The sequence below is a fragment of the Sphingomonas aurea genome (genome assembly GCF_030678875.1).
In the GTDB taxonomy this organism is placed as follows: domain Bacteria; phylum Pseudomonadota; class Alphaproteobacteria; order Sphingomonadales; family Sphingomonadaceae; genus Sphingomonas; species Sphingomonas aurea.
This window is the reverse complement of the sequence record NZ_JAUUDS010000001.1, coordinates 155,241-178,444: the sequence shown is the minus strand read 5'-3', so window position 1 is coordinate 178,444 and position 23,204 is coordinate 155,241. Positions and strand designations below refer to the sequence as shown.

Annotated in this window: 26 protein-coding genes; 15 read left to right on the top strand and 11 right to left on the bottom strand. The window is 67.7% G+C overall.

All coding sequences use genetic code 11. The features are described 5' to 3' along the window. Positions 1-25 precede the first annotated feature (25 nt). On the top strand, positions 26-709 hold the full coding sequence (gene radC / locus Q5H91_RS00925; protein ID WP_305171352.1) for a RadC family protein: 684 nt from the start codon (positions 26-28) through the stop codon (positions 707-709). Between the two features lie 246 nt (positions 710-955). Here the strand turns inward: radC and Q5H91_RS00920 are convergent, their stop codons facing one another. Next, positions 956-1,432, bottom strand: coding sequence for an EF-hand domain-containing protein (locus tag Q5H91_RS00920; protein WP_305171351.1), 477 nt, complete (start codon positions 1,430-1,432; stop codon positions 956-958). 208 nt (positions 1,433-1,640) lie between these two features. On the opposite strand from Q5H91_RS00920, the gene purB reads away from it, so the two are divergent. Continuing rightward, complete coding sequence (gene purB, locus Q5H91_RS00915; RefSeq protein ID WP_305171350.1) at positions 1,641-2,957, top strand: adenylosuccinate lyase; 1,317 nt, start codon at positions 1,641-1,643, stop codon at positions 2,955-2,957. 85 nt (positions 2,958-3,042) lie between these two features. Then, positions 3,043-3,189: a hypothetical protein gene (locus Q5H91_RS00910; protein WP_305171349.1), complete on the top strand. Its 147-nt coding sequence runs from the start codon at positions 3,043-3,045 to the stop codon at positions 3,187-3,189. A 41-nt stretch (positions 3,190-3,230) separates the two neighbouring features. Here the strand turns inward: Q5H91_RS00910 and Q5H91_RS00905 are convergent, their stop codons facing one another. Further along, positions 3,231-3,686, bottom strand: coding sequence for a DUF3291 domain-containing protein (locus Q5H91_RS00905; protein ID WP_305171348.1), 456 nt, complete (start codon positions 3,684-3,686; stop codon positions 3,231-3,233). A 164-nt stretch (positions 3,687-3,850) separates the two neighbouring features. Here Q5H91_RS00905 and Q5H91_RS00900 point away from each other — a divergent pair, with 164 nt between their 5' ends. Further along, positions 3,851-4,456 carry a hypothetical protein gene (locus Q5H91_RS00900; RefSeq protein ID WP_305171347.1) on the top strand — a complete coding sequence of 202 codons (606 nt, stop codon included), beginning with the start codon at positions 3,851-3,853 and terminating at the stop codon, positions 4,454-4,456. A 34-nt stretch (positions 4,457-4,490) separates the two neighbouring features. Here Q5H91_RS00900 and dnaJ read toward each other — a convergent pair whose 3' ends face one another. Next, a complete protein-coding gene (dnaJ, locus tag Q5H91_RS00895) occupies positions 4,491-5,609 on the bottom strand; it encodes a molecular chaperone DnaJ (RefSeq protein ID WP_305171346.1) in 1,119 nt (372 codons plus the stop codon). A gap of 102 nt (positions 5,610-5,711) precedes the next feature. Continuing rightward, positions 5,712-7,625, bottom strand: a complete 1,914-nt coding sequence (gene dnaK / locus Q5H91_RS00890) for a molecular chaperone DnaK (protein ID WP_305171345.1) — start codon at positions 7,623-7,625, stop codon at positions 5,712-5,714. A 163-nt stretch (positions 7,626-7,788) separates the two neighbouring features. Here dnaK and Q5H91_RS00885 point away from each other — a divergent pair, with 163 nt between their 5' ends. Next, positions 7,789-8,229 (top strand): copper chaperone PCu(A)C, encoded by a 441-nt coding sequence (locus Q5H91_RS00885; RefSeq protein ID WP_305171344.1) that lies wholly within the window; start codon positions 7,789-7,791, stop codon positions 8,227-8,229. Then, positions 8,226-8,696, top strand: coding sequence for a vgr related protein (locus Q5H91_RS00880; RefSeq protein ID WP_305171343.1), 471 nt, complete (start codon positions 8,226-8,228; stop codon positions 8,694-8,696). Before Q5H91_RS00885 ends, Q5H91_RS00880 begins: the two co-directional genes overlap by 4 nt. A gap of 55 nt (positions 8,697-8,751) precedes the next feature. Here the strand turns inward: Q5H91_RS00880 and Q5H91_RS00875 are convergent, their stop codons facing one another. The 3 genes from Q5H91_RS00875 to Q5H91_RS00865 form a co-directional block, all read right to left on the bottom strand. Further along, on the bottom strand, positions 8,752-9,270 hold the full coding sequence (locus Q5H91_RS00875; protein WP_305171342.1) for an FxDxF family PEP-CTERM protein: 519 nt from the start codon (positions 9,268-9,270) through the stop codon (positions 8,752-8,754). Between the two features lie 205 nt (positions 9,271-9,475). Next, complete coding sequence (gene trhO, locus Q5H91_RS00870) at positions 9,476-10,423, bottom strand: oxygen-dependent tRNA uridine(34) hydroxylase TrhO (protein WP_305171341.1); 948 nt, start codon at positions 10,421-10,423, stop codon at positions 9,476-9,478. Beyond that, positions 10,420-11,637, bottom strand: coding sequence for a threonine synthase (locus Q5H91_RS00865; RefSeq protein WP_305171340.1), 1,218 nt, complete (start codon positions 11,635-11,637; stop codon positions 10,420-10,422). The genes trhO and Q5H91_RS00865 overlap by 4 nt, the downstream gene beginning before the upstream one ends. A 110-nt stretch (positions 11,638-11,747) precedes the next feature. Here Q5H91_RS00865 and Q5H91_RS00860 point away from each other — a divergent pair, with 110 nt between their 5' ends. After that, positions 11,748-12,632 carry a hypothetical protein gene (locus tag Q5H91_RS00860; protein ID WP_305171339.1) on the top strand — a complete coding sequence of 295 codons (885 nt, stop codon included), beginning with the start codon at positions 11,748-11,750 and terminating at the stop codon, positions 12,630-12,632. A gap of 189 nt (positions 12,633-12,821) precedes the next feature. Further along, positions 12,822-13,985, top strand: a complete 1,164-nt coding sequence (locus tag Q5H91_RS00855; RefSeq protein WP_305171338.1) for a glycosyltransferase — start codon at positions 12,822-12,824, stop codon at positions 13,983-13,985. A gap of 8 nt (positions 13,986-13,993) precedes the next feature. On the opposite strand, the gene grpE is transcribed toward Q5H91_RS00855, so the two are convergent. Together grpE and hrcA are read right to left on the bottom strand one after the other, a co-directional pair. After that, complete coding sequence (gene grpE / locus Q5H91_RS00850) at positions 13,994-14,545, bottom strand: nucleotide exchange factor GrpE (protein ID WP_305171337.1); 552 nt, start codon at positions 14,543-14,545, stop codon at positions 13,994-13,996. A 15-nt stretch (positions 14,546-14,560) separates the two neighbouring features. Continuing rightward, the gene (gene hrcA / locus Q5H91_RS00845) at positions 14,561-15,613 is read right to left on the bottom strand and encodes a heat-inducible transcriptional repressor HrcA (protein ID WP_305171336.1); all 1,053 of its coding nucleotides are present in this window, start codon (positions 15,611-15,613) and stop codon (positions 14,561-14,563) included. 74 nt (positions 15,614-15,687) lie between these two features. On the opposite strand from hrcA, the gene rph reads away from it, so the two are divergent. Both rph and rdgB read left to right on the top strand, forming a co-directional pair. Further along, complete coding sequence (rph, locus tag Q5H91_RS00840) at positions 15,688-16,401, top strand: ribonuclease PH (protein WP_305171335.1); 714 nt, start codon at positions 15,688-15,690, stop codon at positions 16,399-16,401. Next, positions 16,398-17,027, top strand: coding sequence for an RdgB/HAM1 family non-canonical purine NTP pyrophosphatase (gene rdgB, locus Q5H91_RS00835; RefSeq protein ID WP_305171334.1), 630 nt, complete (start codon positions 16,398-16,400; stop codon positions 17,025-17,027). The genes rph and rdgB overlap by 4 nt, the downstream gene beginning before the upstream one ends. Positions 17,028-17,075: 48 nt before the next feature. On the opposite strand, the gene Q5H91_RS00830 is transcribed toward rdgB, so the two are convergent. Then, entirely contained in the window at positions 17,076-17,648 is a 573-nt protein-coding gene (locus tag Q5H91_RS00830) for a CAP domain-containing protein (RefSeq protein ID WP_305171333.1), read from the bottom strand. A gap of 20 nt (positions 17,649-17,668) precedes the next feature. On the opposite strand from Q5H91_RS00830, the gene hemW reads away from it, so the two are divergent. After that, positions 17,669-18,853, top strand: coding sequence for a radical SAM family heme chaperone HemW (hemW, locus tag Q5H91_RS00825; RefSeq protein ID WP_305171332.1), 1,185 nt, complete (start codon positions 17,669-17,671; stop codon positions 18,851-18,853). A gap of 2 nt (positions 18,854-18,855) precedes the next feature. On the opposite strand, the gene Q5H91_RS00820 is transcribed toward hemW, so the two are convergent. Further along, positions 18,856-20,100, bottom strand: coding sequence for a penicillin-binding protein activator (locus Q5H91_RS00820; protein ID WP_370655194.1), 1,245 nt, complete (start codon positions 20,098-20,100; stop codon positions 18,856-18,858). Positions 20,101-20,218: 118 nt separating this feature from the next. Here Q5H91_RS00820 and rsmI point away from each other — a divergent pair, with 118 nt between their 5' ends. From rsmI to gloB, 4 genes are all read left to right on the top strand, one after another. Then, entirely contained in the window at positions 20,219-21,064 is an 846-nt protein-coding gene (rsmI, locus tag Q5H91_RS00815) for a 16S rRNA (cytidine(1402)-2'-O)-methyltransferase (RefSeq protein WP_305171331.1), read from the top strand. Between the two features lie 150 nt (positions 21,065-21,214). After that, on the top strand, positions 21,215-21,982 hold the full coding sequence (locus tag Q5H91_RS00810) for an alpha/beta hydrolase (RefSeq protein WP_305171330.1): 768 nt from the start codon (positions 21,215-21,217) through the stop codon (positions 21,980-21,982). Continuing rightward, on the top strand, positions 21,979-22,431 hold the full coding sequence (locus Q5H91_RS00805; RefSeq protein WP_305171329.1) for a VOC family protein: 453 nt from the start codon (positions 21,979-21,981) through the stop codon (positions 22,429-22,431). Before Q5H91_RS00810 ends, Q5H91_RS00805 begins: the two co-directional genes overlap by 4 nt. Further along, on the top strand, positions 22,431-23,168 hold the full coding sequence (gene gloB, locus Q5H91_RS00800; protein ID WP_305172332.1) for a hydroxyacylglutathione hydrolase: 738 nt from the start codon (positions 22,431-22,433) through the stop codon (positions 23,166-23,168). Before Q5H91_RS00805 ends, gloB begins: the two co-directional genes overlap by 1 nt. The last annotated feature ends 36 nt before the right edge of the window (positions 23,169-23,204 follow it).

Sequence of the window (23,204 nt, the reverse complement as noted above, 5' to 3'; positions counted from 1 at the left end):
GCGGGCGGAGCTTAGCAAGGCGGGGATGGCCGACAGCGACCCCTCCGATACCGCCGGACACCGCGAGCGGCTGCGCGGACGGCTGCTCGCCGATCCGGCCGGGCTGCTGGAACATGAGCTGGTCGAATATCTGCTGATGCTCGCCATCCCGCGCGTCGATACCAAACCGATGGCGAAGCGGCTGCTGAAGGAGTTCGGCGGCCTGGGCGGGCTGTGCGCCGCCGATGCCGAGAGCCTGATGCGGGTCGACGGTGTCGGCAAGAGCGCGGCGGCGGCGATCCGCATCGTGCAGGCGACCGCGACCCGGCTGCTGCAATCGGCGGTGGCGGAGCGGCCGGTGCTGGCCAACTGGCAGGCGCTGCTCGACTATCTGCGCGCCGATATGGCGCATCACGGCATAGAGCGGTTCCGGGTGCTGCACCTGAACACCCGCAACGTCCTGATCCGTGACGAGGTGATGAGCAAGGGCACACTGGACGAGGCGGCGGTCCATGTCCGCGAGGTGATCCGCCGCGCGATCGAGCTGCAATCGGCGGCGCTGATCCTGGTCCACAACCACCCCTCCGGCGACCCCTCCCCCAGCCGCGCCGATATCGAGGTGACGCGGTCGATCATGGAGGCGGGCAAGCGGATGGGGATCGCGGTGCACGATCACCTCATCATCGGGGCAAGCGGCCATGTGTCGATGCGGGCGCAGGGTTTGATCTGAGGGTTGGAGGACGCGACCTCTCCCTTCCGTCCTCCACGCAAAAGCATAAGTACATATATGCCCAGCATTCGTCATCGCGCCGCAACGCCAGCGGCTCTGGATCCCCGCCTCCACGGGGGTGACGGTGGATGACGTCATCGACGCGAGCGGCAGAACCCGCGCGGGTCGCATGATTTCACCTCCACATACGGCAACGCCGCCGGACTGGAGTCCGGCGGCGCCGTCGCGGCTATTGCCTAAAGCGGGTTACGACTGACCCTGGTTCAGGAACCCGGTCACCTCGGCCTTGTCGAGGGACTTGTTCTTGTTCGTATCGGCCTGGGCGAAGGCTGCGCCGACCCACTTCTTGGTCTCCGCGCTCTCCGCCTTGGTCGACGGGTCGCTCGCGGTCTTCAGCGCGACCATCCACGAAGTGAACTCGGTGCGGTCGAGCTTGCCGTCGGCGTTCTTGTCATACTGGCCGAACTGCGTGTCGACCGCCGAGGCGACCTGGGTGCTGTCCGCCGGCTGCGTCGACGCGGTCGCGGTCGCATCGGCCGCCGGGGTCACCGGCGTCGTCTGGGCGGCCGCGGTCGCGGTAGTATCCGCCTGCGGCGCAGTTGTCGTCGCAGGTGCCATCGGGGCGGCGGTCACCGGAGCAGCAGGCGCGCCCGCGGGGGCCGTCTGCGCAAAGGCGGGGGCCGCAATCGCCATGGTACCGGCGAGAAGGATGGTCTTCATCATCTGACGTCTCCTTTTAAAATCAACATCATCACGTTCAAAAGATGCTTTCGTGAACATGAACGATGCTGTGAAATGCTGTGGTACAACTTCAGATAGGTCGATTTCGTTCCGGTTTGAAGGGGGCGACACATGCTGCTAACGCCCGCTCACCCCTTCGCCCGAGAGGGGCGCACGACGGCCCGTGGTCAAAAGAGGACGAAAGACAGAGATGATTCCGCGCTATTCCCGCCCCGATATGGTCGCGATCTGGACGCCGGAGGCGCGATTCCGGATCTGGTTCCAGATCGAGGCGCACGCCACCGATGCGCTCGCCGAACTGGGTGTCGTGCCGAAAGAGGCTGCCGCGCGGATCTGGGAGGCGGACAAGGCCGCGGGGCCTTTCGACGTCGCGCGGATCGACGCGATCGAGGCAGAGACGAAGCACGACGTCATCGCCTTCCTGACCCATGTGTCCGAGCGGACCGGTCCGGAGGCGCGCTTCCTGCATCAGGGCATGACGTCTTCGGACGTGCTCGACACCTGCCTCGCGGTGCAGCTGGCGCAGGCGGCCGACATCCTGATCGCCGATCTCGACGCGCTGCTCGCCGTGCTGAAGCGCCGGGCGTTCGAGCACAAGCTGACGCCGACGATCGGCCGCAGCCACGGCATCCATGCCGAGCCGGTCACCTTCGGGCTGAAACTGGCGCAGGCCTATGCCGAATTCGACCGCAACCGCGCGCGGCTGGTCGCGGCGCGGGCGGACGTTGCGACCTGCGCGATCTCCGGCGCGGTCGGCACCTTCGCCAATATCGACCCCTTCGTGGAGGAATATGTCGCCGGCAAGCTGGGCCTGACGGTCGAGCCGGTGTCGACGCAGGTGATCCCGCGCGACCGCCACGCGATGTTCTTCGCGACGTTGGGCGTGATCGCCAGCTCGATCGAGCGGCTGGCGACCGAGGTCCGCCACCTGCAACGGACCGAGGTGCTGGAGGCCGAGGAGTATTTTTCGCCCGGCCAGAAGGGCTCGTCGGCGATGCCGCACAAGCGCAATCCGGTGCTGACCGAGAATCTGACCGGTCTCGCGCGCATGGTACGTGGCTATGTCACGCCGGCGCTGGAAAATGTCGCGCTGTGGCATGAGCGTGACATCAGCCACTCGTCGGTGGAGCGCTATATCGGCCCCGATGCGACGATCACGCTCGACTTCGCGCTCGCGCGGCTGACCGGGGTGATGGACAAGCTGCTGGTCTATCCGGCACGGATGCAGAAGAATCTCGACCGGATGGGTGGGCTGGTCCACTCGCAGCGGGTGCTGCTGGCGCTGACGCAGGCGGGGGTGAGCCGCGAGGATTCGTATCGGCTCGTCCAGCGCAACGCGATGAAGGTGTGGGAATCGGACGGCGCGCTGTCGCTGCTCGACCTGCTCAAGGCCGATCCGGAAGTCACCGCGGCGCTGCCGGCCGAGGAGATCGAGGCGCGGTTCGACCTCGATTATCATCTGAAGCATGTCGACACGATCTTCGCGCGGGTGTTCGGCGACAGTTGAACCCCGCGCCGTGCTGCTTGTACCGCTATTGGCCTGTCCGATTGCACGAGATGCAATCGCGATGGACTGTTACAAAATTGCGTCAATGCGACATGAACGCCATATCGCCCTTGCCGGATATTTCGCCGGCATCGGAGACCTTACCATGCGCATGTTCGAGACCGTGACCAGCACCATGCTGGTACTCGCGGCCCAGGCGCTGGTGGTCGGCGTGGTCGTCACCACGTTCTAACCATCGGCCCACCGCCCCCTGACGGGGGCGGACAGGGCAGGTCAGTTATCATCCAATCGGCTGGCAGGGGTTTTCGCCCGGATCGGTACCGCACCCGACAGACGGGGTGGCGCAAAGCTCATATCGGCGTGGCCCGGTGCTGGATGGCGAACCTTCGACGGACGACCTTCGATCCGCATGCGACCATCGGCATCGGCCCAACCCGGCAGTGACGGCGTTTCCTGATCCCAATGCGCGATGCTCACCTGGTCACACCAGTCGAGCAGGCGGGGCATTGCCGTCAGATGGTCGCCGCTCGTCATATAAGCACGCATATCGCTCCGATCGCGCCACAGCGTCATAGTCCAGAAGGTCAGTTTCCGATCGGCGAGCAGCGAGCCGCCAACGATCCCGGCCGCGCGCTCCACCTGCCGCTGCGCGCGCCATGTGTGCAGCGCAAAGGCCGGCATGAAACGGAAGGCACGGATCCGCAGGCGGGTGATGCTGACGAAGGTCATGGCATTTAGGGTGGCCTGCACCGACAACTCGGGCAAGGCAGTATCGGAGGCAGTCGCCCCCGGATCTGCCGTCCCTTAATGCTGATTCAGCTTCTCGCTCATGCATCGACATGGTGCCACCGCCATGTTTCACTTCGCTTCACGCAGACAGCGAGGGGAGAGGGATGAGCGCGCGCATCATCGGGGCTGGGCTTGGTATGGTCGTTATCGCCGGAACCTTGTTCGTGTGGCGCGATCGTTCGATGCCGCGCGAGGCCGGCTTGGCCGATCGGGTCGTCGTCGCGCCGGGGAATGTCACAGCACCCTCACGCCCTGCGCCTACCGCCGCTCCCACGAGACCTCCCGCTGCTGCAGAGGCGCCCGCGCAGGTAGCCGTCGGCGATCCGCCACCGCTCCCGGAGGGACTGGAGGGCGGTTTCGATCCGTCTGCCTTCGCCAAATCGCTTCGCGCGGAGCGCCGGGATCAGCAATGGGCACCCGGAGCAGAGGCGGGCTTGAGGAGCAGCATCACGCGTCTGCCCTATATGGGTCCGGAAGCGAACACGCTCGCCGTCTATTGCGCGGCGACCCGGTGCGAGGCTTCGGGGAAACTGCCGCAGGCATCGCAGGAGAATATGAACGTCGCCATGATGGCGCTTCAGGGCGAACCATTGAACGACGCACTGAAGGGGGCTTGGCCAGGGAATACATGGCGCCGCGTTCAACGAACACGGCTTCATCATCTGGACGACCCGCAAGCCCGGTCCGCCCGGCAGCGTTCCGCCTCCTAGGCCCTAGCCCTGGCGACGGACGCAGCCGCCGGTATCACTCCCCCGCGAACACGCCCTTCAGTTTCGAGAAGAAGCCTTGGCTGGCCGGACACTCGTCGCCCGTCTCCGTCTCGCGGAACAGCTCGAGCAGTTCGCGCTGGCGGGTCGACAGCTTCGTTGGCGTTTCCACCTCGATCTGAACGACCAGGTCGCCATGCCCCCTGCCCTGTAGCACTGGCATGCCCGCACCGCGCTGACGGAGCTGCTTGCCCGACTGGATGCCGGCGGGGATCTTCACCTCATGGGTCCGCCCATCGAGGCCGGGGATGGACAGTGATCCTCCCAAGGCAGCGGTGGTGAAGCTGATGGGCGCGCGCGCGAACAGCGTCGTGCCCTCGCGCTCGAAGATCGCGTGCCGCTTGACGTGGAGGAAGATGTAGAGGTCGCCGGCCGGCGCGCCGCGTGGACCCGCCTCGCCCTCGCCGGTCAGGCGAATGCGCGTGCCCTCGTCGACGCCGGGGGGCACGTTGACGCTGAGCGTCTTGGTCTTCTCGACCCGCCCCTCGCCGCGGCAGTCGCTGCACGGGTCGGCGATGACCTGGCCCGATCCCTGGCACACCGGACAGGCACGCTCGACCACGAAGAAGCCCTGCTGCGCCCGCACCTTGCCATGGCCATTGCACTGGCGGCAGGTGGCGGCATGGGTGCCGGGCTTTGCCCCCGAGCCGTGGCAGGTGTCGCACTCGGCCGACACGTCCACCGTTATCTCGGTCGCCTTGCCGTGGAATGCCTCTTCCAGCGTCACGTCCATGTCGTAGCGCAGGTCGGCGCCGCGGCGGGCCTGCTGGCGACCACCGCGGCCACCGCCCATGAACTCCCCGAACACGCTCTCGAAGATGTCGGAGAAGCCGCCGAAATCCTGCGGGCCCGCCCCACCGCCGCCGTTCTGGAACGCCGCGTGGCCGAAGCGGTCATAGGCCGCGCGCTTCTGCGGATCCTTCAGAATATCATAGGCTTCGGAGACGGCCTTGAACTTGGCCTCAGAGTCCTTGCAGCCGGCATTCTTGTCCGGATGATATTTCATCGCGAGCTTGCGATAGGACGACTTGATCGTCCCCGCATCCGCGGTCCGCTCGCATTCGAGCAGCTCGTAATAGTCGATCTGGGTGCTCATGATCGGCCCTTCAGCTCCCCGTCGTCACCCCAGCGAAGGCTGGGGTCTCCCGGTGGAGGGAGATGCCAGCCTGCGCCGGCATGACGACAAGGAGGGGTGACATCACGCCTTGTGGCTATCGTCGACTTCCGAGAATTCGGCGTCGACCACGTCCTCGCCGCCGGCCTCCGAACCCGCCGCGGCGCCGCCCTGGGGCGAGGCTTCGGCCTGCTGCTGCTTCTCGTAGATCGCCTGGCCCATCTTCATCGCGACCTGGGCCAGCGCCTGCGCCTTGTCGTTCATCGTGTCGGGATCACCACCCTCCACCGCGGTCTTGGCCTCGGCGATCGCCGCCTCGATCTCCGACTTCAGGCCGTCGTCGATCTTGTCGCCATTGTCGGCGAGCTGACGCTCGGTCGTGTGGATCAGCGACTCGGCATTGTTCTTCGCCTCGGCACCGGCGCGACGCTTCTTGTCCTCCTCGGCGAACTGCTCCGCGTCGCGGACCATCTGGTCGATGTCGGCGTCGGACAGGCCGCCCGATGCCTGGATGCGGATCTGCTGCTCCTTGCCGGTGCCCTTGTCCTTGGCGGACACGTTGACCAGGCCGTTGGCGTCGATGTCGAACGTCACCTCGATCTGCGGCACGCCGCGCGGCGCCGGCGGAATGCCGACCAGGTCGAACTGGCCGAGCAGCTTGTTGTCCGCCGCCATCTCGCGCTCGCCCTGGAAGACGCGGATCGTCACCGCGCCCTGATTGTCGTCGGCGGTCGAGTAGGTCTGCGACTTCTTGGTCGGGATCGTCGTGTTGCGGTCGATCATGCGGGTGAACACGCCGCCCAGCGTCTCGATGCCCAGCGACAGCGGCGTCACGTCGAGCAGCAGCACGTCCTTGACGTCACCCTGCAGCACGCCCGCCTGGATCGCGGCGCCCATGGCGACGACCTCGTCCGGGTTGACGCCGGTGTGCGGGTCCTTGCCGAAGAAGCTCTTCACCACCTCGCGCACGCGCGGCATGCGGGTCATGCCGCCGACCAGCACCACCTCGCTGATATCGCCCGACGCGACACCGGCATCGGCCAGCGCCTTCTTGCACGGCTCCAGCGTCCGCTTGATGAGATCCTCGACCAGCCGCTCCAGATCGGCGCGGGTGATCGTCCGGACCAGATGCTTCGGCCCGTTCTGGTCGGCGGTGATGAACGGCAGGTTGACCTCGGTCGACTGGGCCGAAGACAGCTCGATCTTCGCCTTCTCGGCGGCTTCCTTCAGCCGCTGCAGCGCCAGCTTGTCCTTGGCGAGGTCGATGCCCTCGTCCTTCTTGAAGCCCTCGGCCAGGTATTCGACGATCTTGTTGTCGAAATCCTCACCGCCCAGGAAGGTGTCGCCGTTGGTCGCCTTCACCTCGAACACGCCGTCGCCGATCTCGAGGATCGAGATGTCGAAGGTGCCGCCGCCAAGGTCATAGACCGCAATGGTCTTGCCGTCCTGCTTCTCCAGACCATAGGCGAGCGCCGCCGCGGTCGGCTCGTTGATGATGCGCAGCACTTCGAGGCCCGCGATCTGGCCGGCGTCCTTGGTCGCCTGGCGCTGCGCGTCGTTGAAATATGCGGGCACGGTGATGACCGCCTGCGTCACCGTCTCGCCGAGATACGATTCGGCGGTTTCCTTCATCTTCTGGAGCGTGAAGGCCGAAATCTGCGAGGGGCTGTAATCCTTGCCGCCGGCCGTGACCCACGCATCGCCGTTCGGTCCACGCGCGATCTTGTAGGGAACCAGCTCGGTATCCTTCTTGGTGATCGGATCGTCGAACCGGCGGCCGATCAGCCGCTTCACCGCGAAGATGGTGTTGTCGCCATTGGTCACCGCCTGGCGCTTCGCCGGCTGGCCGACCAGTCGCTCGCCGTCCTTGGCGAAGGCGACGATCGAGGGCGTCGTGCGCGCGCCCTCGGCATTCTCGATCACCTTGGGCTTGCCGCCCTCCATCACCGCCACGCAGCTGTTGGTCGTGCCGAGATCAATACCGATTACTTTAGCCATGAGTTCGTGTCGTCCCTCACTCGATATGAAAAATTGCCAGATCGCACCCCGTTACGGCAGCGCAATCTCTTCCCTATGGCCGCGATATAGGAGGGGTTCCGCTTGCCGCAAGACGGCGGGGAACCTACGCCCGATTCGATAGTGGGACGACGGGATGGATGCGATGCGCTGGCTGGCACCGATGGCGATCATGGCGGCGACGCTCGGCGGATGCAGCGACCCTGCCGAACTGGCGGTCGACGGCGCCTGGGTGCGGCTGCCGGCGGTGGCGAGCCGGCCGGGTGTCGCCTATTTCACCGTCCATGGCGGGCCGCAGCCCGCGACCCTCATCAACGTATCGAGCGGCTGGGCGGTGCGCGCCGACATGCACGAGAGCATGGCCGGCGCCGGCGGCATGATGGCGATGAAGCCGCTGCAAGATCTCGCAATTCCGGCAAACGGCACGGTGGCCTTCGCGCCGGGCGGGCGGCACGTCATGGTCTATGGCATCAACCCGGCGGTGCATGCCGGCGACACCATGACGTTCACCTTCACCTTCGCCGACGGACGCCGCATCCGACGGGTCGCGCGCGTGCTCGGCGCGGGCGACACGGGGCCGCAGTGACCACCCCACCCGGCGGCGCCCGGCCGCTGACCGCGGGCGAGGCGGCGCTGGCGCGATCGGTTTTTCACGACAGCGTCGACCTGCGACGGGTGGAGATCAGGCGGCGCAAATGGGCGTTCTTCCAGCCCCGCGCCGTGGCGATGGCGCCGTGCGGCCACCTGCACTTCCACCCGCAGAGCAGCAACTGGACCGAGGATTTCGCGGGCGAAGGGCCGGGTGCGCGCGGGTTGTTCCTGCATGAATTGTGTCACGTCTGGCAGTGGCAGCGCGGCGTGTACCTGCCGCTCGCCCGGCACCCTTTCTGCCGGTACAGCTATACGATGAAGCCCGGCTGGCGCCTGGCGCGCTACGGGCTGGAGCAGCAGGCCGAGATCGTCCGTCACGCCTATCTGCTGCGCGAGGGGCACAGCGTGCCCGGCGCGCCGCCGCTATCGGCCTATGAAAGCCTGCTCGGCATATTCCGCTGACATGAAAAAGGGCCGCCGGCTCGCGCCGACGACCCCTTTCGTCATCCGCCAGAGATCAGGCGTAGGTGACGTTCGCGCTGCGACGGCGATAGCGCGCCACGCCGGCGACCATGCCGAAGCCGAGGAGCATCATCGCCCAGGTGGCGGGTTCCGGCACCGCCGCGACCGGCGTCACGACCAGCTTGCCCGAGTAGGACGACAGGAACTGCGCGTTCCTGTAGCCGACGGTCAGCGTCTGGGGGCCGGCGGCCACCAGCTGGCTGATCGTGCGCAGCTCGAACACGCCGCTGGAGATATTGTCGAACGCGACGTTGTTCAGCTTGACCGAGGTGAAATCCAGATCGGTGAAGGTCAGGCGCAGACCCAACGACGACGTGCTGGCGAACACGTTGCTCGCCTGGTCGAGCGTGAAGTTGTACGTGTCGGTGCCGGTGCCCGACGGATTGGTGTTGCCGAACAGACCAACCAGCGAACCATTTTGGAATTCGAAGGTAATCAGGCCGGTTGCCGCAGATGCCGGCGAGGCGGCGATCGCAGTGGCGGCGGCGAGCGCCGCAAAAATCGTCTTCTTCATCCCATGTCTCCCCCGGGAATTGCACCCCCCATTGGTGTGCTGAATAGATCGTTAATGGAACAAAGTTGCGCCGAAAAGTCCCATTCTCCGGGAGAATCTCCGATGTTTCATATTGAAACGGATAATGCGTCCGAACCGGCTCTTCATTTTAGGAGATTGCAGGTCTGACGGCGTGGATTTTGCTCGTGAACGGCGGTTGCCGCCGTTACCCGTCGCGATCCGGCTCCGGCCGATCGCGATCACTTGGCATCGCCGCGCCGACATGCTGCACGCCGCGCGCTGCCGCGATCGCCGTCTGGCGGTGGCGCTCGGCATAGCCGTGGCGCTGCGCCATCGTACGCGCGGCGTGGCAGCGCGGGCAGGCGATGCCCTGCTCGAACAGCGGCGACAGGCGGTCATCGGGGCTGACCGGCATCCGGCATGCCCGGCACAGTTCGTGGGTGCCCGCCGACAGCCCATGGCCCACAGCGACCCGCTCGTCGAAGACGAAGCATTCGCCGTCCCAGCGACTGTCCTCGACCGGCACCTCCTCCAGATAGCGCAGGATGCCGCCGTCGAGGTGATATACGTCGGTGACGCCCTCCGCCTTCATCAGCGCAGTCGCCTTCTCGCAGCGGATGCCACCGGTGCAGAACATGGCGACGCGCTTGCCCGCCAGCTCGTCGCGATGCGCGCGGACCCATGCGGGAAATTCGCGGAAGCTGGCGGTGCCGGGATCGACCGCACCGCGAAAGCTGCCGACCGCGACCTCGTACGCGTTCCGGGTGTCGATCACGACGGTGTCGGGATCGTCGATCAGCGCGTTCCAGCCGGACGGCGCAACGTGCATGCCGGCGTCGAGCGCATCGACGTCCGCCACCCCCATCGTCACGATCTCTGCCTTCACCCGCACCTTCAGCCTGTGGAACGGCATGGCCTCGGCATCGGCGAATTTGGGCTGGAGGTCGTCGCAGCCGGGCAACGCGCGGATCGCCGCCAGCACCGCCTCCACCCCCGCTCGCGGGCCGGCGATGGTGCCGTTGATCCCCTCATGCGCCAGCAGCAGCGTGCCACGCACCCCCGCTCCTGCTGCCACCGCCTCCAGCCGTTCGCGGATCGCGGCGGGATCGTCGAGGCGGGCGAAGCGGTACAGCGCCGCGATGCGGACGCTCACAGCGCGTCGAAGTCGATCGGCGCGTGGCGATCGAGCGTGTTCGGCGCCGCAGGCATCGGATATTTGAGCCCGGTGGCGCAGTTGAACAGGACGACCCGCTCCTCCGCATCGACCTCGCCGGTGCGAAGCGCCTCGCGATAGGCGGCGAGCGTCGCGCCACCCTCCGGACACAGGAGCAGGCCGTCGCGGCGGGCACAATCGTCCACAGCCTTCAGGATGGCCGGATCGCCCACCCCCAGCGCCTTGCCGCCACTCTGGCGCACCGCACGCAGGATCAGGAAGTCGCCGACCGCACGCGGCACCCGGATGCCGGCGGCGACGGTGTGCGCGTCCTCCCACCGCTCGGCATGCTCCTCGCCCGCCTCGAACGCACGGACGATCGGCGCGCAACCCGATGCCTGCACCGCGTACATGCGCGGTCGCTTCGGTCCGATCCAGCCGAGTGCCTCCAGCTCGTCGAACGCCTTCCACATTCCGATCAGGCCGGTGCCGCCGCCGGTCGGATAGAAGATCGCGTCGGGCAATTCCCAGCCGAGCTGCGCGGCCAGCTCCAGCCCCATCGTCTTCTTGCCCTCGATCCGGTACGGCTCCTTCAGGGTCGAGAAGTCGAACCAGCGGCCCTCGGCGGCGCCCCTGCCGACGATCGCCCCGCAATCGTCGATCAGGCCGTTGACCCGCCACACCCGCGCGCCCTGCATCGCGATCTCGCGGACGTTGATCTCGGGCGTATCCTCAGGACAGAAGACGATTGTCTCGATCCCGCAGCGGCTGGCATAGGCGGCGAGCGCCGCGCCGGCATTGCCGTTGGTCGGCATGGCGATGCGGGTCACCCCCAGCTCGCGCGCCATCGCCACCGCCATCACCAGCCCGCGTGCCTTGAAGCTGCCGGTCGGCAGCCGGCCTTCGTCCTTGACCAGCACATTGCCGCCCGCGCTGTGCGGGATGGGGATCAGTGGCGTCTCGATCTCGCCCAGGCTGACGATACTGGCGGTATGCCGCACCGGCAGCAGCTCGCGCCACCGCCACAGGTCGGTCGGCCGCGCCTCGATCGCGTCCCGTGCCACGGCCGCTCCCGCCGCGGCGAGATCATAGCGGACCAGCAGCGGCCGGCCAGCCCGCGACAGGCCGTGCAACCGATCCGCCTCGTACCGCTCCTCCGTCATCGAACATTCGAGATGGGTGACGAAGGTGGGGCGATGAATGGAAATGTTCATTGATGCAGCCTATGGCGGGATTTCGGATGGAGCGGCGCTAGCCCGTTGGCACCCGTCCCTGCGCGGGGCGGAAATAGCTTTGCCTAAGCGAGGATGGAAGTAAGTCAGCGATGAAAAATCTTGTGCTGGGATTTGCGACGAATCAGCCTCCGGCCGCCTTCGCTACCTTCGTCAACTCTCTACGAAAGGTCTATACGGCCGATCAGTGCGACGTGGTGCTGATCGTCGACAGCCCGCCGGACGGACCGGCGCTAGATGCCAACTATGTCTCAACCCGCAACGTCTATCCGCACCGCCATGTCATCGCGCGCCGCTCCAAAAGCTTGTTCATCCGCCTCGCCAGCTCCGCTGCCTCCGCCAGCAAGTCGTTGTCGTCAGGGCCGGCCAGAGCGATACTGGATGAAGCGATGGAGCGCTGGCATCATCCGCATTACGCCAGATGGCTGGCCTATCGGCGGTTCCTGCGTGACCATTCGGAATATGAGCAGATCCTGTTGACCGACGTGCGCGATGTGCTGTTCCAAGGCGAGTTCTTCTTGCCGGATGTCAAATCGGTCCAGCTGTTTGAGCAGGACGAGTTCTATGGCACGGGCAATTGCGACAGCGATTGGTATCAGCATGCCTGGGGTACCGACGCACTAAACCGAATATCATCGCGTCCGGCAATCTGCATCGGCACTATCCTTGGTCCTCGCGATCAGATATTGATGTTAATCGATGATTTCATCGCCTATTTTTCTCCCGCACCGTTCCGTGGGGTCGAGCAGGCGATCTTCAATCGCATGCTATTCGACGGCGATCTCCGGTTTGATTATGTCGTGAACCACAACGTGGAAGGCTTGGTAGCCACCCTGTCGAACCTCGAAGCGATTGATCAGATCGTCTCTTCCGCCGGTCTGATCCGAACAGCAGCGGGAAAGATCATCCCGGTCGTGCACATGTATGACCGCGTCGACGCCCTAGCGCCGATCGCGAGCAGTTACGCCCATCAGTAATGGCGTCGGTCGTGAATGCTGGCGCTCTAGAAAATGGATGATGGATCGGGACATGGGTCGGTGATCCTGCACCGGCTCTATGGCTCACCCATGCAGCGCTGGCCGGGACAATTGATGGCGCCGGTGCTCGCCTAGCCGCTACATCTCACGCAGCCTGAACGGCACCGCTACGATGCCCCGGGAGACTATATGCCGACTACGCTGATAATCGTTCCCAGCGTTCCCGCAGCGCCTGACGGCGACCGGCTCTTTATGGACATCAAGGCGCTTGATGGCCTAACGGCCTACGCGCGTGGCTGGCCGGGACCGGTGCGATGCCTGTTCCGGCGCGGCGATCGCGGCACGATCGCGTTCGGAACCTCGATTGCCCCCGCCGACTATCCGTTTGATCTAGTGTTGGTCGGCGACGATCCTGCCGCTGACATGAGTAATTTCGCAGATGCCGCGGTGGTTTTAGCGGCAGGGGACAATCATCAGGATCTGCAGTTGGTCGATGCCGTGTCGGCGCCAGTGGTCTTCATCATAGAATACACGTTGGCGACGCGGTTGCAGATCACGCGTCTGAGCATGGGCGTCGGATTGCGGGCCGCCAAATCGCTGGTGTGGACGATCAAAACGGAACTTCGCCGGCGTCGCACCTTCCGCCGGTCATCAGGTCTGCAATGCAACGGCACGCCCGCCCATGCCGCTTATCGCAGGCTGGCGCCGAACTCCCTGCTCTATTTCGATACCCGCGTGCCGGACGCCTTGCAGATTGACGCCGCCCAGCTCGCCGCCAAGACTGCCGCCATGGTGGCGGGCGATCCGCTCAGGATCGCCTTTTCCGGCCGCCTCGAGCCAATGAAGGGGGCCGATCATCTGGTGAAGGTCGCCAAGGCGCTGCGCAACCGGGGGGTGCCCTTTTCTCTCGACATCTATGGCGACGGTTCGCTGCGAGCGGCCATCGTCGCAGAGATTGCCGCTTCGGGCCTGGATGGGCAAGTCGCGGTCAAGGGCCCGGTGCCGTTCGACACCGTGCTGGTCCCCAAGATGATAGGCGAGGTCGACCTGTTCCTGTGCTGCCACCGACAGGCCGATCCTTCGTGCACCTATCTGGAAACGCTCAGCTGCGGCGTTCCAATCGTCGGTTATGACAACGCTGCGTTCAGGGGCGTCGTGGAATTGGGAGACGTCGGGATAGCCGTTCCGGTCGACGATCCCGCCGCCGCTGCCGCAGCCATCGCCGATCTGGCATCGGACAGGCCGCGGCTGGTTCGGATGGCGGGGACCGCCGCCAAGGTCGGGGCGGCCCATAGCTTTGAAAAGGTGTTCGCGACCCGCCTGGCTCATCTGCGAGAAATCGCCGGGCTATAGCGGCCGCATCACCCCGCCTTCGCCACACCGACCAGCGCCGGGCGGAGCAGGCGATCCTTTATCATGTAACCCGCCTGCATCTCCTGCACGATCGTGCCGGGCTCGGCGTCGCTCGGCACTTCCAGCATCGCCTGGTGCTTGTTAGGGTCGAGCGTCGCGCCCATCGCCTGGATGCGGGTGATGCCGTGGCGGGCGAGCACGCTGTCTATCTCGCGACCCGTTGCCTCTAGGCCGGTGACCAGACCCTTGAACCGGTCGTCCTCGCGTGCCTCGGACGGGATCGCCGCCAGTCCGCGCGACAGGTTGTCGGCGACCGACAGGATGTCGCGCGCGAAGCTGGTCGCGGCATAGTTGCGCGCGTCGGCCGCCTCTTTCTCAGCACGGCGGCGGACGTTCTGGATGTCGGCCTGCGCGTAGAGCACATCCTGCTTGGCGGCCGCGAGCTGATCCTCCAGCTCGGCGATGCGCGCGGTCGCGGCGTCGTGCTCGGCCACTTCGGGTGCGGCTTCGGCCGTCTCGGCGCGCAGCGCCTCGGCGTCGGTGTTGGTTTCGTCGATCATCTGTTTCCCTGTAGTTCAGCCCATCAACCGGGCAAGCGTCGCCGCCGTGAAATCCACCATGGGCACGACCCGCGCGTAGTTCAACCGGGTCGGGCCGATCACGCCAACGACGCCGACCACCTGTCCGCCCGGTCCGCGGAACGGGCGGGCGATCACTGACGAGCCGGACAAAGCGAACAGCTTGTTCTCCGCGCCGATGAAGATGCGGGTGGCATCGCCGGTACGCGCCGATTCGAGCAGCGAGGCGATCTCCTGCTTGCCCTCCAGATCGTCGAGCAGGTCGCGCACCCGCTCCAGATCGGCGGCGGCGGCGGCGTCGATCAGCCGCCCCTGCCCGCGCACGATCAGGACCGGACGGCGATCGCCATCCTCGCTCCATACCGCGATGCCGCGCTCGATCAGCGCGCGCGCGACCCCGTCGAGCGTGGCGCGGCCGTCGGCCAGTTCACGCTCAAGCCGCAGCTTCGCCTCGGCCAGGGTCAGCCCGCCGAGCGTCGCGGACATGTAATTGCCCGCCTCGATCAGCGCCGACGGGGTCATGCCGGCGGGCAGGTCGATCACGCGGTTCTCGACCGACCCGTCGCCGGCCACCAGCACGGCCATCGCCTGATCGCGCGACAGCGGCACGAAGCCGACCTGTCGCAGCACCAGCTCATGCTTGGGCACCAGCACCAGCCCGGCACAGGCCGACAGGCCGGAGAGCGCGGCGGTGGTCGCCGCCAGCGCCTCCTCGACCGGGCCGCCGCGTCCGCTGTTGCGCACCAGCTGCGCCTCGATCGCGGCGCATTCCTCGGGCGAGGGTTCGGTCGCCTGCATCATCCCGTCGACGAACAGCCGCAGGCCACGGTCGGTCGGCAGTCGCCCAGCTGAGGTGTGCGGGCTGGCGAGCAGGCCGAGCGCCTCCAGCTCGCCCATCACGTTGCGTATCGAAGCGGGCGACAGGTTCAGCCCGGCGGCGAGCGCGATCGTCCGCGATCCCACCGGCATGCCACTGGCGAGATAACCGTCGACCACCGCACGAAAGATCTCGCGGGCGCGATCGGTCAGCTCGGCGACGGGCAGGGACATGCGCGCGATGTAGGCTGGCGCGGCTACGAACGGAAGGCTAGGCACGCGCTTCGATTTTTGACGAAGGAATTACCATGCGCCCCAGCGGCCGCGCGCCAGACCAGATGCGCGCCATCAGCATCGAGCCCCGTTTCACCCGCCACGCGGAAGGATCGGTGCTGATCGGCTTCGGCGACACCAGGGTGCTCGTCACCGCCTCGGTCGAGGAGCGGGTGCCGCCGTTCCTGCGCGGCAAGGGCGAGGGCTGGGTGACGGCCGAGTACGGCATGCTCCCCCGCGCCACCCATACCCGCGGCAATCGCGAGGCGGCCAAGGGCAAGCAGTCGGGCCGCACGCAGGAGATCCAGCGGCTGATCGGCCGCTCCCTGCGCGCCGTCGTCGACCTGAAGGCACTGGGCGAGCGGCAGATCGTGCTCGACTGCGACGTGATCCAGGCGGACGGCGGCACGCGCACCGCGTCGATCTCCGGTGCATGGGTCGCGCTGCGCCTGGCGGTCGACGGGCTGATGGCGTCGGGCAAGCTGACCGTGGACCCGATCCGGCAGAAGGTCGCGGCGGTCAGCTGCGGCATCTATCAGGGCACGCCCGTCCTCGACCTGGACTATGACGAGGATTCGGCGGCGGACGCGGACGGCAATTTCGTGCTGCTCGAAAACGGTCATATCGCCGAGGCGCAGGCGACTGCCGAACACGCTACCTATGACGAGGAAGCGCTGCTGCGGCTGCTGCGGCTGGCGCGGATGGGCTGTGCGGACATCTTCCGCGCACAGGGAGAGGCGGTGAAATGAGCGGAGAGGGCAAGGAGCCGCAGGCGATCCGCAAGCTCCAGCCGGGGCGGCTGGTGATCGCCAGCCACAATCCCGGCAAGGTGCGCGAGATCGCGGCGCTGCTCGACGGACGCGGGCTGGACGTGGTGTCGGCTGCCGCCCTCGACCTGCCCGAGCCGGAGGAGACGGGCACGACCTTCGTCATGAACGCCGAGCTGAAGGCGCGGGCGGCGGCCGACCTGTCGGGCCTGCCGGCGCTCGCCGACGACAGCGGGCTGTGCGTCGATGCGCTGGGCGGCGATCCGGGCATCTTCTCGGCACGCTGGGCGGGCGAGGACAAGGATTTCGCCCGCGCCATGGACCTGATCGAGGCGAAGGTGGCGGAGAGCGATCCGAACCCGGCGCGCACCGCGCATTTCGTCTGCGCCCTCGCACTCGCCTGGCCCGACGGCCATGTCGAGTGGTTCGAGGGGCGGGTCGACGGAACGCTGGTCACCCCGCGACGCGGCACCAAGGGCCATGGCTATGACCCGATGTTCCAGCCGGACGGGCACGCGCAGACCTTCGGCGAGATGGACGACGACGCGAAGAACGGCGTCAGCCACCGCGCCGACGCGTTCCGGCAGATGGTCGCGGCGGTGTTCTGAAACGGCTCCACGTCCTGCCGGGCTGGTCCCGGCAGGCCGGTCACTTTTTTAGAACGCCGCCTGCCCCATCACATTGCCCGCCGGGGCGTAGCGGCAGACCAGCACGTCGTCGCGTGAGCCGGCCACCATGGCGCAGCCGACATGGGTGGTGTGGCGCCAGATCATCTGCGAGTAATGGCCGACATCCTTCCACGCGCCGGTCCGGCTGAACCGCGGGGTCGGCGCGTTGATATAGTCGCGCGCTTCGGACAGCCAGGCGTCCACCATTTCGGTATAGGTATAGGCGTCATGGCTGCCGGCCCACAGATTCTCGCCGACGCCGGTGCGCGCCGCGGTCCGCCCGAGATGGTCGAAGCGCCCGCTCTGCGCCAGCGCCTCGGCATGCTCGCGGGCGGACGCGGCGAGTTCTTCGCTCCACAGCAGCGGCGGCACGCCGACCAGCGCGCGAGCGGTGGCATGGGTGACCAGCATGGTCCGGCGCAGGACCGCCTCGCCGCGCGGCTGCGGGGTCGGATCGATCCACGGCTCGACCCGCGTCACGACGCTCGACTGGGGCGCGGCCCCTGCCGCCGCCGCCAGTGCCGTCGAGGCCAGAAAGCAGGGAACTCTTGTCCGGGACATGCCGGCACGGATAGCGGATCATGATGAAAGACGTTGAAATCGGGGTGGTTAACACCGCGTCCGTAAAGCAGGACGATCTGGCGCTCTATGTCCACTGGCCGTTCTGCGTGTCCAAATGTCCCTATTGCGATTTCAACAGCCATGTCCGCGAGGCGGTCGACCAGGAGGCGTGGCGCGCGGCGCTGATCGCCGACCTGCGATACGAGGCGGCGCTGCTGCCGGGGCGGCGGCTGGGGTCGATCTTCTTCGGTGGCGGCACGCCGTCGCTGATGCCGCCAGCAACGGTCGCGGCGGTGCTCGACGCCGCTGCCGACGCCTGGGCGATCGCCGACGATGTCGAGATCACGCTGGAGGCGAACCCGTCGTCGGTGGAGGCAGCGCGCTTCGCCGATCTGGCGCGGGCGGGGGTGAACCGGGCGTCGCTGGGGCTTCAGTCGCTCGACGACGAAGCGCTACGCTTCCTCGGGCGGGCGCACGACGCGCGTGAAGGGCTGGCCGCGGTCGGCACGGCGCAGGACAATTTCAGCCGGGTCAGCATCGACCTGATCTACGCCCGCCCCGACCAGACGCTGGCGGCGTGGGAGGCGGAACTGGCGGCGGGGTTGCGGTTGGGCACGGAGCACTTGTCGGTCTATCAGTTGACGATCGAGCCCGGCACGCGCTTCGCGACGGAGGCGGCGGCGGGGCGGCTGGTGATACCCGATGGCGATGCGGCGGCCGACCTGTTCGAGGCGACCCGCGCAATGACCGCGGCGGCGCGGCGCCCCGCCTACGAGACGTCGAACCACGCCGCGCCGGGGGCGGAGAGCCGCCACAACCTGACCTATTGGCGCTACGGCGACTATGCCGGGATCGGACCGGGCGCGCATGGCCGGCGCGGCGGCCTGGCGACGGTACGGCACAAAAAGCCGGAGAACTGGATGGCGGCGATGGCCCGCAACGGCCACGGCGCGCAGGTCGAGGAGCCGCTTGCCCCCCATGCCCGCGCGACCGAGGCGCTGGTGATGGGGCTGCGACTTGGCGAAGGCGTGTGGCTGCCGCGGGTCGCCGCACTTGCCGGCGGCACCGCTCCCGTCGACCTCGCTGCCGTCGAACGGCTCGCCGCACAGGGACTGGTCGCCCTGGACGGCGAACGGCTGAAAGTGACCGAGGCCGGCGCGCTGCTGCTCGATGCGATCCTGACCGAGGTCGTCGCCGACGCCTGACCCTATTTGCCGAATCCCGTCGGTGCCGGCGACACCGTCACCGTCGCGCCGCCGCGGATCTCCTGCACCTCCAGCGCCCGCTCGGCCACGCCGTCGCGGTTAAAGCGGAACGCACCGTCCAGGCCCGCAAAGCCATCGGCGTCGCGCAGCCGCGCCTCGGGGAAGGGCGATCCCGGCTTCCAGTCGCGCGCGATCCGCACCGTCAGCAGCACCGAATCATAGCCCAGGCTCGACAGGCGATAGGGCGCCGCGCCGAACCGCGCCCGGTACTTGGTTACGTACTGGCGATAGAGCGTGTTCGACACGCTGGCGAACCACGCCCCGGCCAGCGCCGGCCGCGCGGCGATGCCGTTTTCCGAGTTCCACAACTCGGTGCCGAGCAGGTGCGTGCCGGCGCCAGTGCCGCGCTTGACCACGCCGGCCGCGGTCGCCGCGATCGCGCCGCCGTCAGCGACCAGCACCGCGCCATAGGGGGCCTTGGCGATCAGCCGCTGCGCCGCCGCGCTCACCGCGCCGGTGGTGCGGCCATAGGTCTGGAGCGAGACGACCTGCCCCCCCGCCCCTTCGACCGCACGGAGGAAGGCCGTGGAGGCGCGCTCGCCGTACAGGCCGTTCGGCACCAGTCCGGCAAAGGTGTCGACGCCGCGGCTGCGCGCATAGTCGACCACCCGCTCGATCGACTGCGACGGCACATAGCCCATCAGATAGGTGCCGCCGCCGGCGACGCCGGTGTCGTTGGAGAAGCTGATGACCGGCACCCCCGCCGCCTTGGCGATCGGCGCGACCGCGCGCACGTCTTCGGCGAGGAGCGGCCCCAGGATCAGCTGCGCGCCCTCCGCGATGGCGCGACGCGCCGCCCCCGCCGCGCCGCCGGCGGCGACCGCGGCGGTGTCGTAGTTGGTGATCCGCACCGACCGGGTCTGGGTGTCGAGCAGCGCCAGCATCGTTGCGTTGGCGATCGACTGGCCGACGCCCGCGTTACCGCCGCTCAGCGGCACGAGCAGCGCGACGCGGCTGCGATCGGCATCGCGGGGCAGGCCCGCTTCGACCTGCGGCGCCGTGGTCGGCGCCGGACGGGCGGCCGGGCGCGCGGGCGCCGGCTCCGCCCCGCGTGGCACGATGGTCTGGCACGCGGCCAGCAATCCGGCGGCGGCGATGACGATCCAACGGCTTAGACTTTGTTTAGAAACTCGCGGAAGAGCGAGTTTCGAGGCGGTGCCGGCCCGCTCCCCCACCCGACCTCCCATCGAGGATACCGTGTGGGAGGTCGGGTGGGGGAGCGGGCCGGCACCGCGAAACGTGCCTCCGCACGTTTCCAAACAGGCTCTTAGCCGGCGGCGTTGCAACAGTGCGGCGGCCTCTGCCATGACGATCCCCATGCTTCCTCTTGATCCCGGTCTCTACATCGTCGCGACGCCGATCGGCAATCTCGGCGATCTATCACCGCGCGCCGCCGACATTTTGGCGCGGGCCGACATCGTCGCGGTCGAGGACAGCCGGGTCACTGCGGGCCTGCTGCGCCATGTCGGCGTCAAGCGGCCGATGATCCCCTATCACGACCATAATGCCGAGGGCGTGCGCCCCGGCCTGATCGCCCGCATGGGCGCAGAGGCGGTGGCGCTGGTGTCGGACGCGGGCACGCCGCTGATCTCCGATCCCGGTTACAAGCTGGTCCGCGATGCGCGAGCGGCGGGGCACGCGGTGGTGACGATTCCCGGTCCGTGCGCGGCGGTGGCGGCCCTGACGCTCGCCGGGCTGCCGACCGACCGCTTCCTGTTCCTCGGCTTCCTGCCGCCCAAGGAGAAGGCGCGCGCCGACGCGATCGCAGAGGTCGCCGCGGTGCGGGCGACGCTGGTCCTCTACGAATCGGGACCGCGGCTGGCAGCGTGCCTCGCCGCGCTCGCCACCGGGCTCGGCGATCGCGAGGCGGCGGTGACGCGCGAGATCACCAAGAAGTTCGAGGAGGCGGTAACCGGCACCCTCTCCACGCTGGCGGCTCGCTATGCCGAGGCACCGCCGCGTGGCGAGATCGTCGTTGTCGTCGCCCCACCCGGCGAGGCGCCGCCCGCCAGCGCCGAGGACGGCGACGCCGCACTGGCGGAGGCGCTGACCCGCCTGCCCGCCGCCAAGGCCGCCGGCGAGGTGGCGAAGCGGCTGGGGCTGGATCGCAAGGCGCTCTATGCGCGGGCCTTGGTGCTGAAGGGGGCATAGCCGCCGCGCCGTTTCCCCGCGCAGGCGGGGATCCAGTGCCTTCGTCCTGACCGCACAGAAGAAGAAAGGGGCTCCCGCCTTCGCGGGAGCACAGACGGAGCCGGTTTCCCTACATTTGCACCCCGCCCCCGCTCCGCTAGGACGGACCGCATGCCCGAGATCCGCCACCGCCTTGCCTTTCACCACGTCGCCGGCACCGGGCCGACGATCATGTTCCTGCCCGGCTATGCGTCCGACATGGCGGGCAGCAAGGCGCTGGCGCTCGACGAGTGGGCGCGGGCGGCGGGGCGGGCGTATCTGCGCTTCGACTATGCCGGCTGCGGGCAGAGCGAGGGCGCGTTCGAGGATCAGACGCTGGCCGGCTGGCTCGACGACGTACTGGCGATGATCGACGAGGCGGTGACCGGGCCGGTGGTGCTGGTCGGATCGTCGATGGGTGGCTGGCTGATGCTGCTGGCGGCAAAGGCGCGGCCGGGACGCATCGTCGGGCTGGTCGGCATCGCGCCGGCGCCCGACTTTACCGACTGGGGCTTCACCACCGACGAGAAGATGACGATGCTGCAGCAGGGACGGCTGGAGAAGCCGAACCCTTACGGCCCGGCACCTACCCTCTACACCCGCGCCTTCTGGTCGTCCGGCGAGGCGCGACGCATCATGTTCGGCCAGATCGCCTTCGACGGACCCGTGCGCTTCCTGCAGGGACAGGCCGACCGGGATGTGCCGTGGGAGCGTACCGTGCACCTGGCTGGACTGATGCGGTCGACGGACGTGCAGACCTGGCTGGTCAAGGATGGCGACCACCGGCTGTCGCGGTTGCAGGACATTTCGCTGCTGATCCGCGCGGTTCACGACGTACTCGCCGCGATCACAGTCACTGGCGGGGAAACCGCCGCCGCGCCGGACGTTGAGCAGGCATGAAGTATCTCCACACCATGATCCGCGTCGCCGATCCCGAAGCGACGATCGCCTTTTTCGAGCATCTGGGCCTGAAGGAAGTCCGCCGGATGGAGAATGAGCAGGGCCGCTTCACCCTGATCTTCCTCGCCACGCCGGCCGAGATGAAGGGGCCGGGCGAGCGGGCGGATGCCGAGGTCGAGCTGACCTACAACTGGCCGGCCGAGGACGGCAGCGCGCCGGAAACCTACACCGGCGGCCGCAATTTCGGCCACCTCGCCTACCGGGTCGACGATATCTACGCGACGTGCCAGCGGCTGATGGATCACGGCTACACGATCCATCGCCCTCCGCGCGACGGGCATATGGCCTTCGTAAAGACGCCGGACGGCATCTCGATCGAGCTGTTGCAGGACGGCGTGCTCGACCCGGCCGAACCCTGGGCATCGATGCCGAACACGGGCAGTTGGTGATGGCCGCCCCGCCGCTCCAGGTCGTCGCGGTGCCGGTGCTGGCGGACAATTACGCCTGGCTGGTCTATGATCCGCATACGCAGGAAGCGGTGGTGGTCGATCCGGGTGAGGCCGGGCCGGTGCAGGCCGCGGCCGACGCGCGCGGCTGGACGATCGCGCAGGTCTGGACCACCCACTGGCATCCCGACCACACCGGCGGCAATGCGGCGATGAAGGCAGCGGGCGCGACGATCCTGGGGCCCGAGGCTGAACGGGCGAAGATCGACCCGATGGACGTCGGCCTGTCCGAAGGCGATGTGGTCCGCATCGGATCGCACACCGGACAGGTGATGGCAGTGCCCGGCCACACCGCCGGCCATATCGCGCTCCACTTCGCCGACGATGCGCTGCTGTTCACCGGCGACACGCTGTTCGCGATGGGCTGCGGCCGCCTGTTCGAGGGGACGCCGGCCGAGATGTGGGCGAACATGGAGCGCTTCGCCGCCATGCCCGACGAGACCAAGGTCTATGGCGGCCACGAATATACGCAGAGCAACGCGCGCTTCGCCGCGCATACCGATCCCGACAATCGCGACATCGCCGCGCGGCGCGAGGAGGTCGATGCCTTGCGCGCGCGCGGCGAACCGACGCTGCCGACGACGATCGGGCAGGAGCGCGCGACCAACCCGTTCCTGCGCGCCGGCTCGGCCGCGCGGCTGGGCGAGTTGCGGGCGGCCAAGGACGCGTTTCGCGGTTAGGATGTCAGGAGAGGTGCGATGCGGCGACGGTGGATG

Bases quoted from the DNA above. Each gene is read 5' to 3' on its own strand.
- radC (WP_305171352.1), top strand. From the start codon at position 26: ATGGCCGACAGCGACCCCTCCGATACCGCCGGACACCGCGAGCGGCTG.
- Q5H91_RS00920 (WP_305171351.1), bottom strand. From the start codon at position 1,432: ATGATGAAGACCATCCTTCTCGCCGGTACCATGGCGATTGCGGCCCCC.
- purB (WP_305171350.1), top strand. From the start codon at position 1,641: ATGATTCCGCGCTATTCCCGCCCCGATATGGTCGCGATCTGGACGCCG.
- Q5H91_RS00910 (WP_305171349.1), top strand. From the start codon at position 3,043: ATGCGACATGAACGCCATATCGCCCTTGCCGGATATTTCGCCGGCATC.
- Q5H91_RS00905 (WP_305171348.1), bottom strand. From the start codon at position 3,686: ATGACCTTCGTCAGCATCACCCGCCTGCGGATCCGTGCCTTCCGTTTC.
- Q5H91_RS00900 (WP_305171347.1), top strand. From the start codon at position 3,851: ATGAGCGCGCGCATCATCGGGGCTGGGCTTGGTATGGTCGTTATCGCC.
- dnaJ (WP_305171346.1), bottom strand. From the start codon at position 5,609: ATGAGCACCCAGATCGACTATTACGAGCTGCTCGAATGCGAGCGGACC.
- dnaK (WP_305171345.1), bottom strand. From the start codon at position 7,625: ATGGCTAAAGTAATCGGTATTGATCTCGGCACGACCAACAGCTGCGTG.
- Q5H91_RS00885 (WP_305171344.1), top strand. From the start codon at position 7,789: ATGCGCTGGCTGGCACCGATGGCGATCATGGCGGCGACGCTCGGCGGA.
- Q5H91_RS00875 (WP_305171342.1), bottom strand. From the start codon at position 9,270: ATGAAGAAGACGATTTTTGCGGCGCTCGCCGCCGCCACTGCGATCGCC.
- Q5H91_RS00865 (WP_305171340.1), bottom strand. From the start codon at position 11,637: ATGAACATTTCCATTCATCGCCCCACCTTCGTCACCCATCTCGAATGT.
- Q5H91_RS00860 (WP_305171339.1), top strand. From the start codon at position 11,748: ATGAAAAATCTTGTGCTGGGATTTGCGACGAATCAGCCTCCGGCCGCC.
- Q5H91_RS00855 (WP_305171338.1), top strand. From the start codon at position 12,822: ATGCCGACTACGCTGATAATCGTTCCCAGCGTTCCCGCAGCGCCTGAC.
- grpE (WP_305171337.1), bottom strand. From the start codon at position 14,545: ATGATCGACGAAACCAACACCGACGCCGAGGCGCTGCGCGCCGAGACG.
- hrcA (WP_305171336.1), bottom strand. From the start codon at position 15,613: ATGTCCCTGCCCGTCGCCGAGCTGACCGATCGCGCCCGCGAGATCTTT.
- rph (WP_305171335.1), top strand. From the start codon at position 15,688: ATGCGCCCCAGCGGCCGCGCGCCAGACCAGATGCGCGCCATCAGCATC.
- rdgB (WP_305171334.1), top strand. From the start codon at position 16,398: ATGAGCGGAGAGGGCAAGGAGCCGCAGGCGATCCGCAAGCTCCAGCCG.
- Q5H91_RS00830 (WP_305171333.1), bottom strand. From the start codon at position 17,648: ATGTCCCGGACAAGAGTTCCCTGCTTTCTGGCCTCGACGGCACTGGCG.
- hemW (WP_305171332.1), top strand. From the start codon at position 17,669: ATGATGAAAGACGTTGAAATCGGGGTGGTTAACACCGCGTCCGTAAAG.
- Q5H91_RS00820 (WP_370655194.1), bottom strand. From the start codon at position 20,100: ATGGGAGGTCGGGTGGGGGAGCGGGCCGGCACCGCCTCGAAACTCGCT.
- rsmI (WP_305171331.1), top strand. From the start codon at position 20,219: ATGACGATCCCCATGCTTCCTCTTGATCCCGGTCTCTACATCGTCGCG.
- Q5H91_RS00810 (WP_305171330.1), top strand. From the start codon at position 21,215: ATGCCCGAGATCCGCCACCGCCTTGCCTTTCACCACGTCGCCGGCACC.
- Q5H91_RS00805 (WP_305171329.1), top strand. From the start codon at position 21,979: ATGAAGTATCTCCACACCATGATCCGCGTCGCCGATCCCGAAGCGACG.
- gloB (WP_305172332.1), top strand. From the start codon at position 22,431: ATGGCCGCCCCGCCGCTCCAGGTCGTCGCGGTGCCGGTGCTGGCGGAC.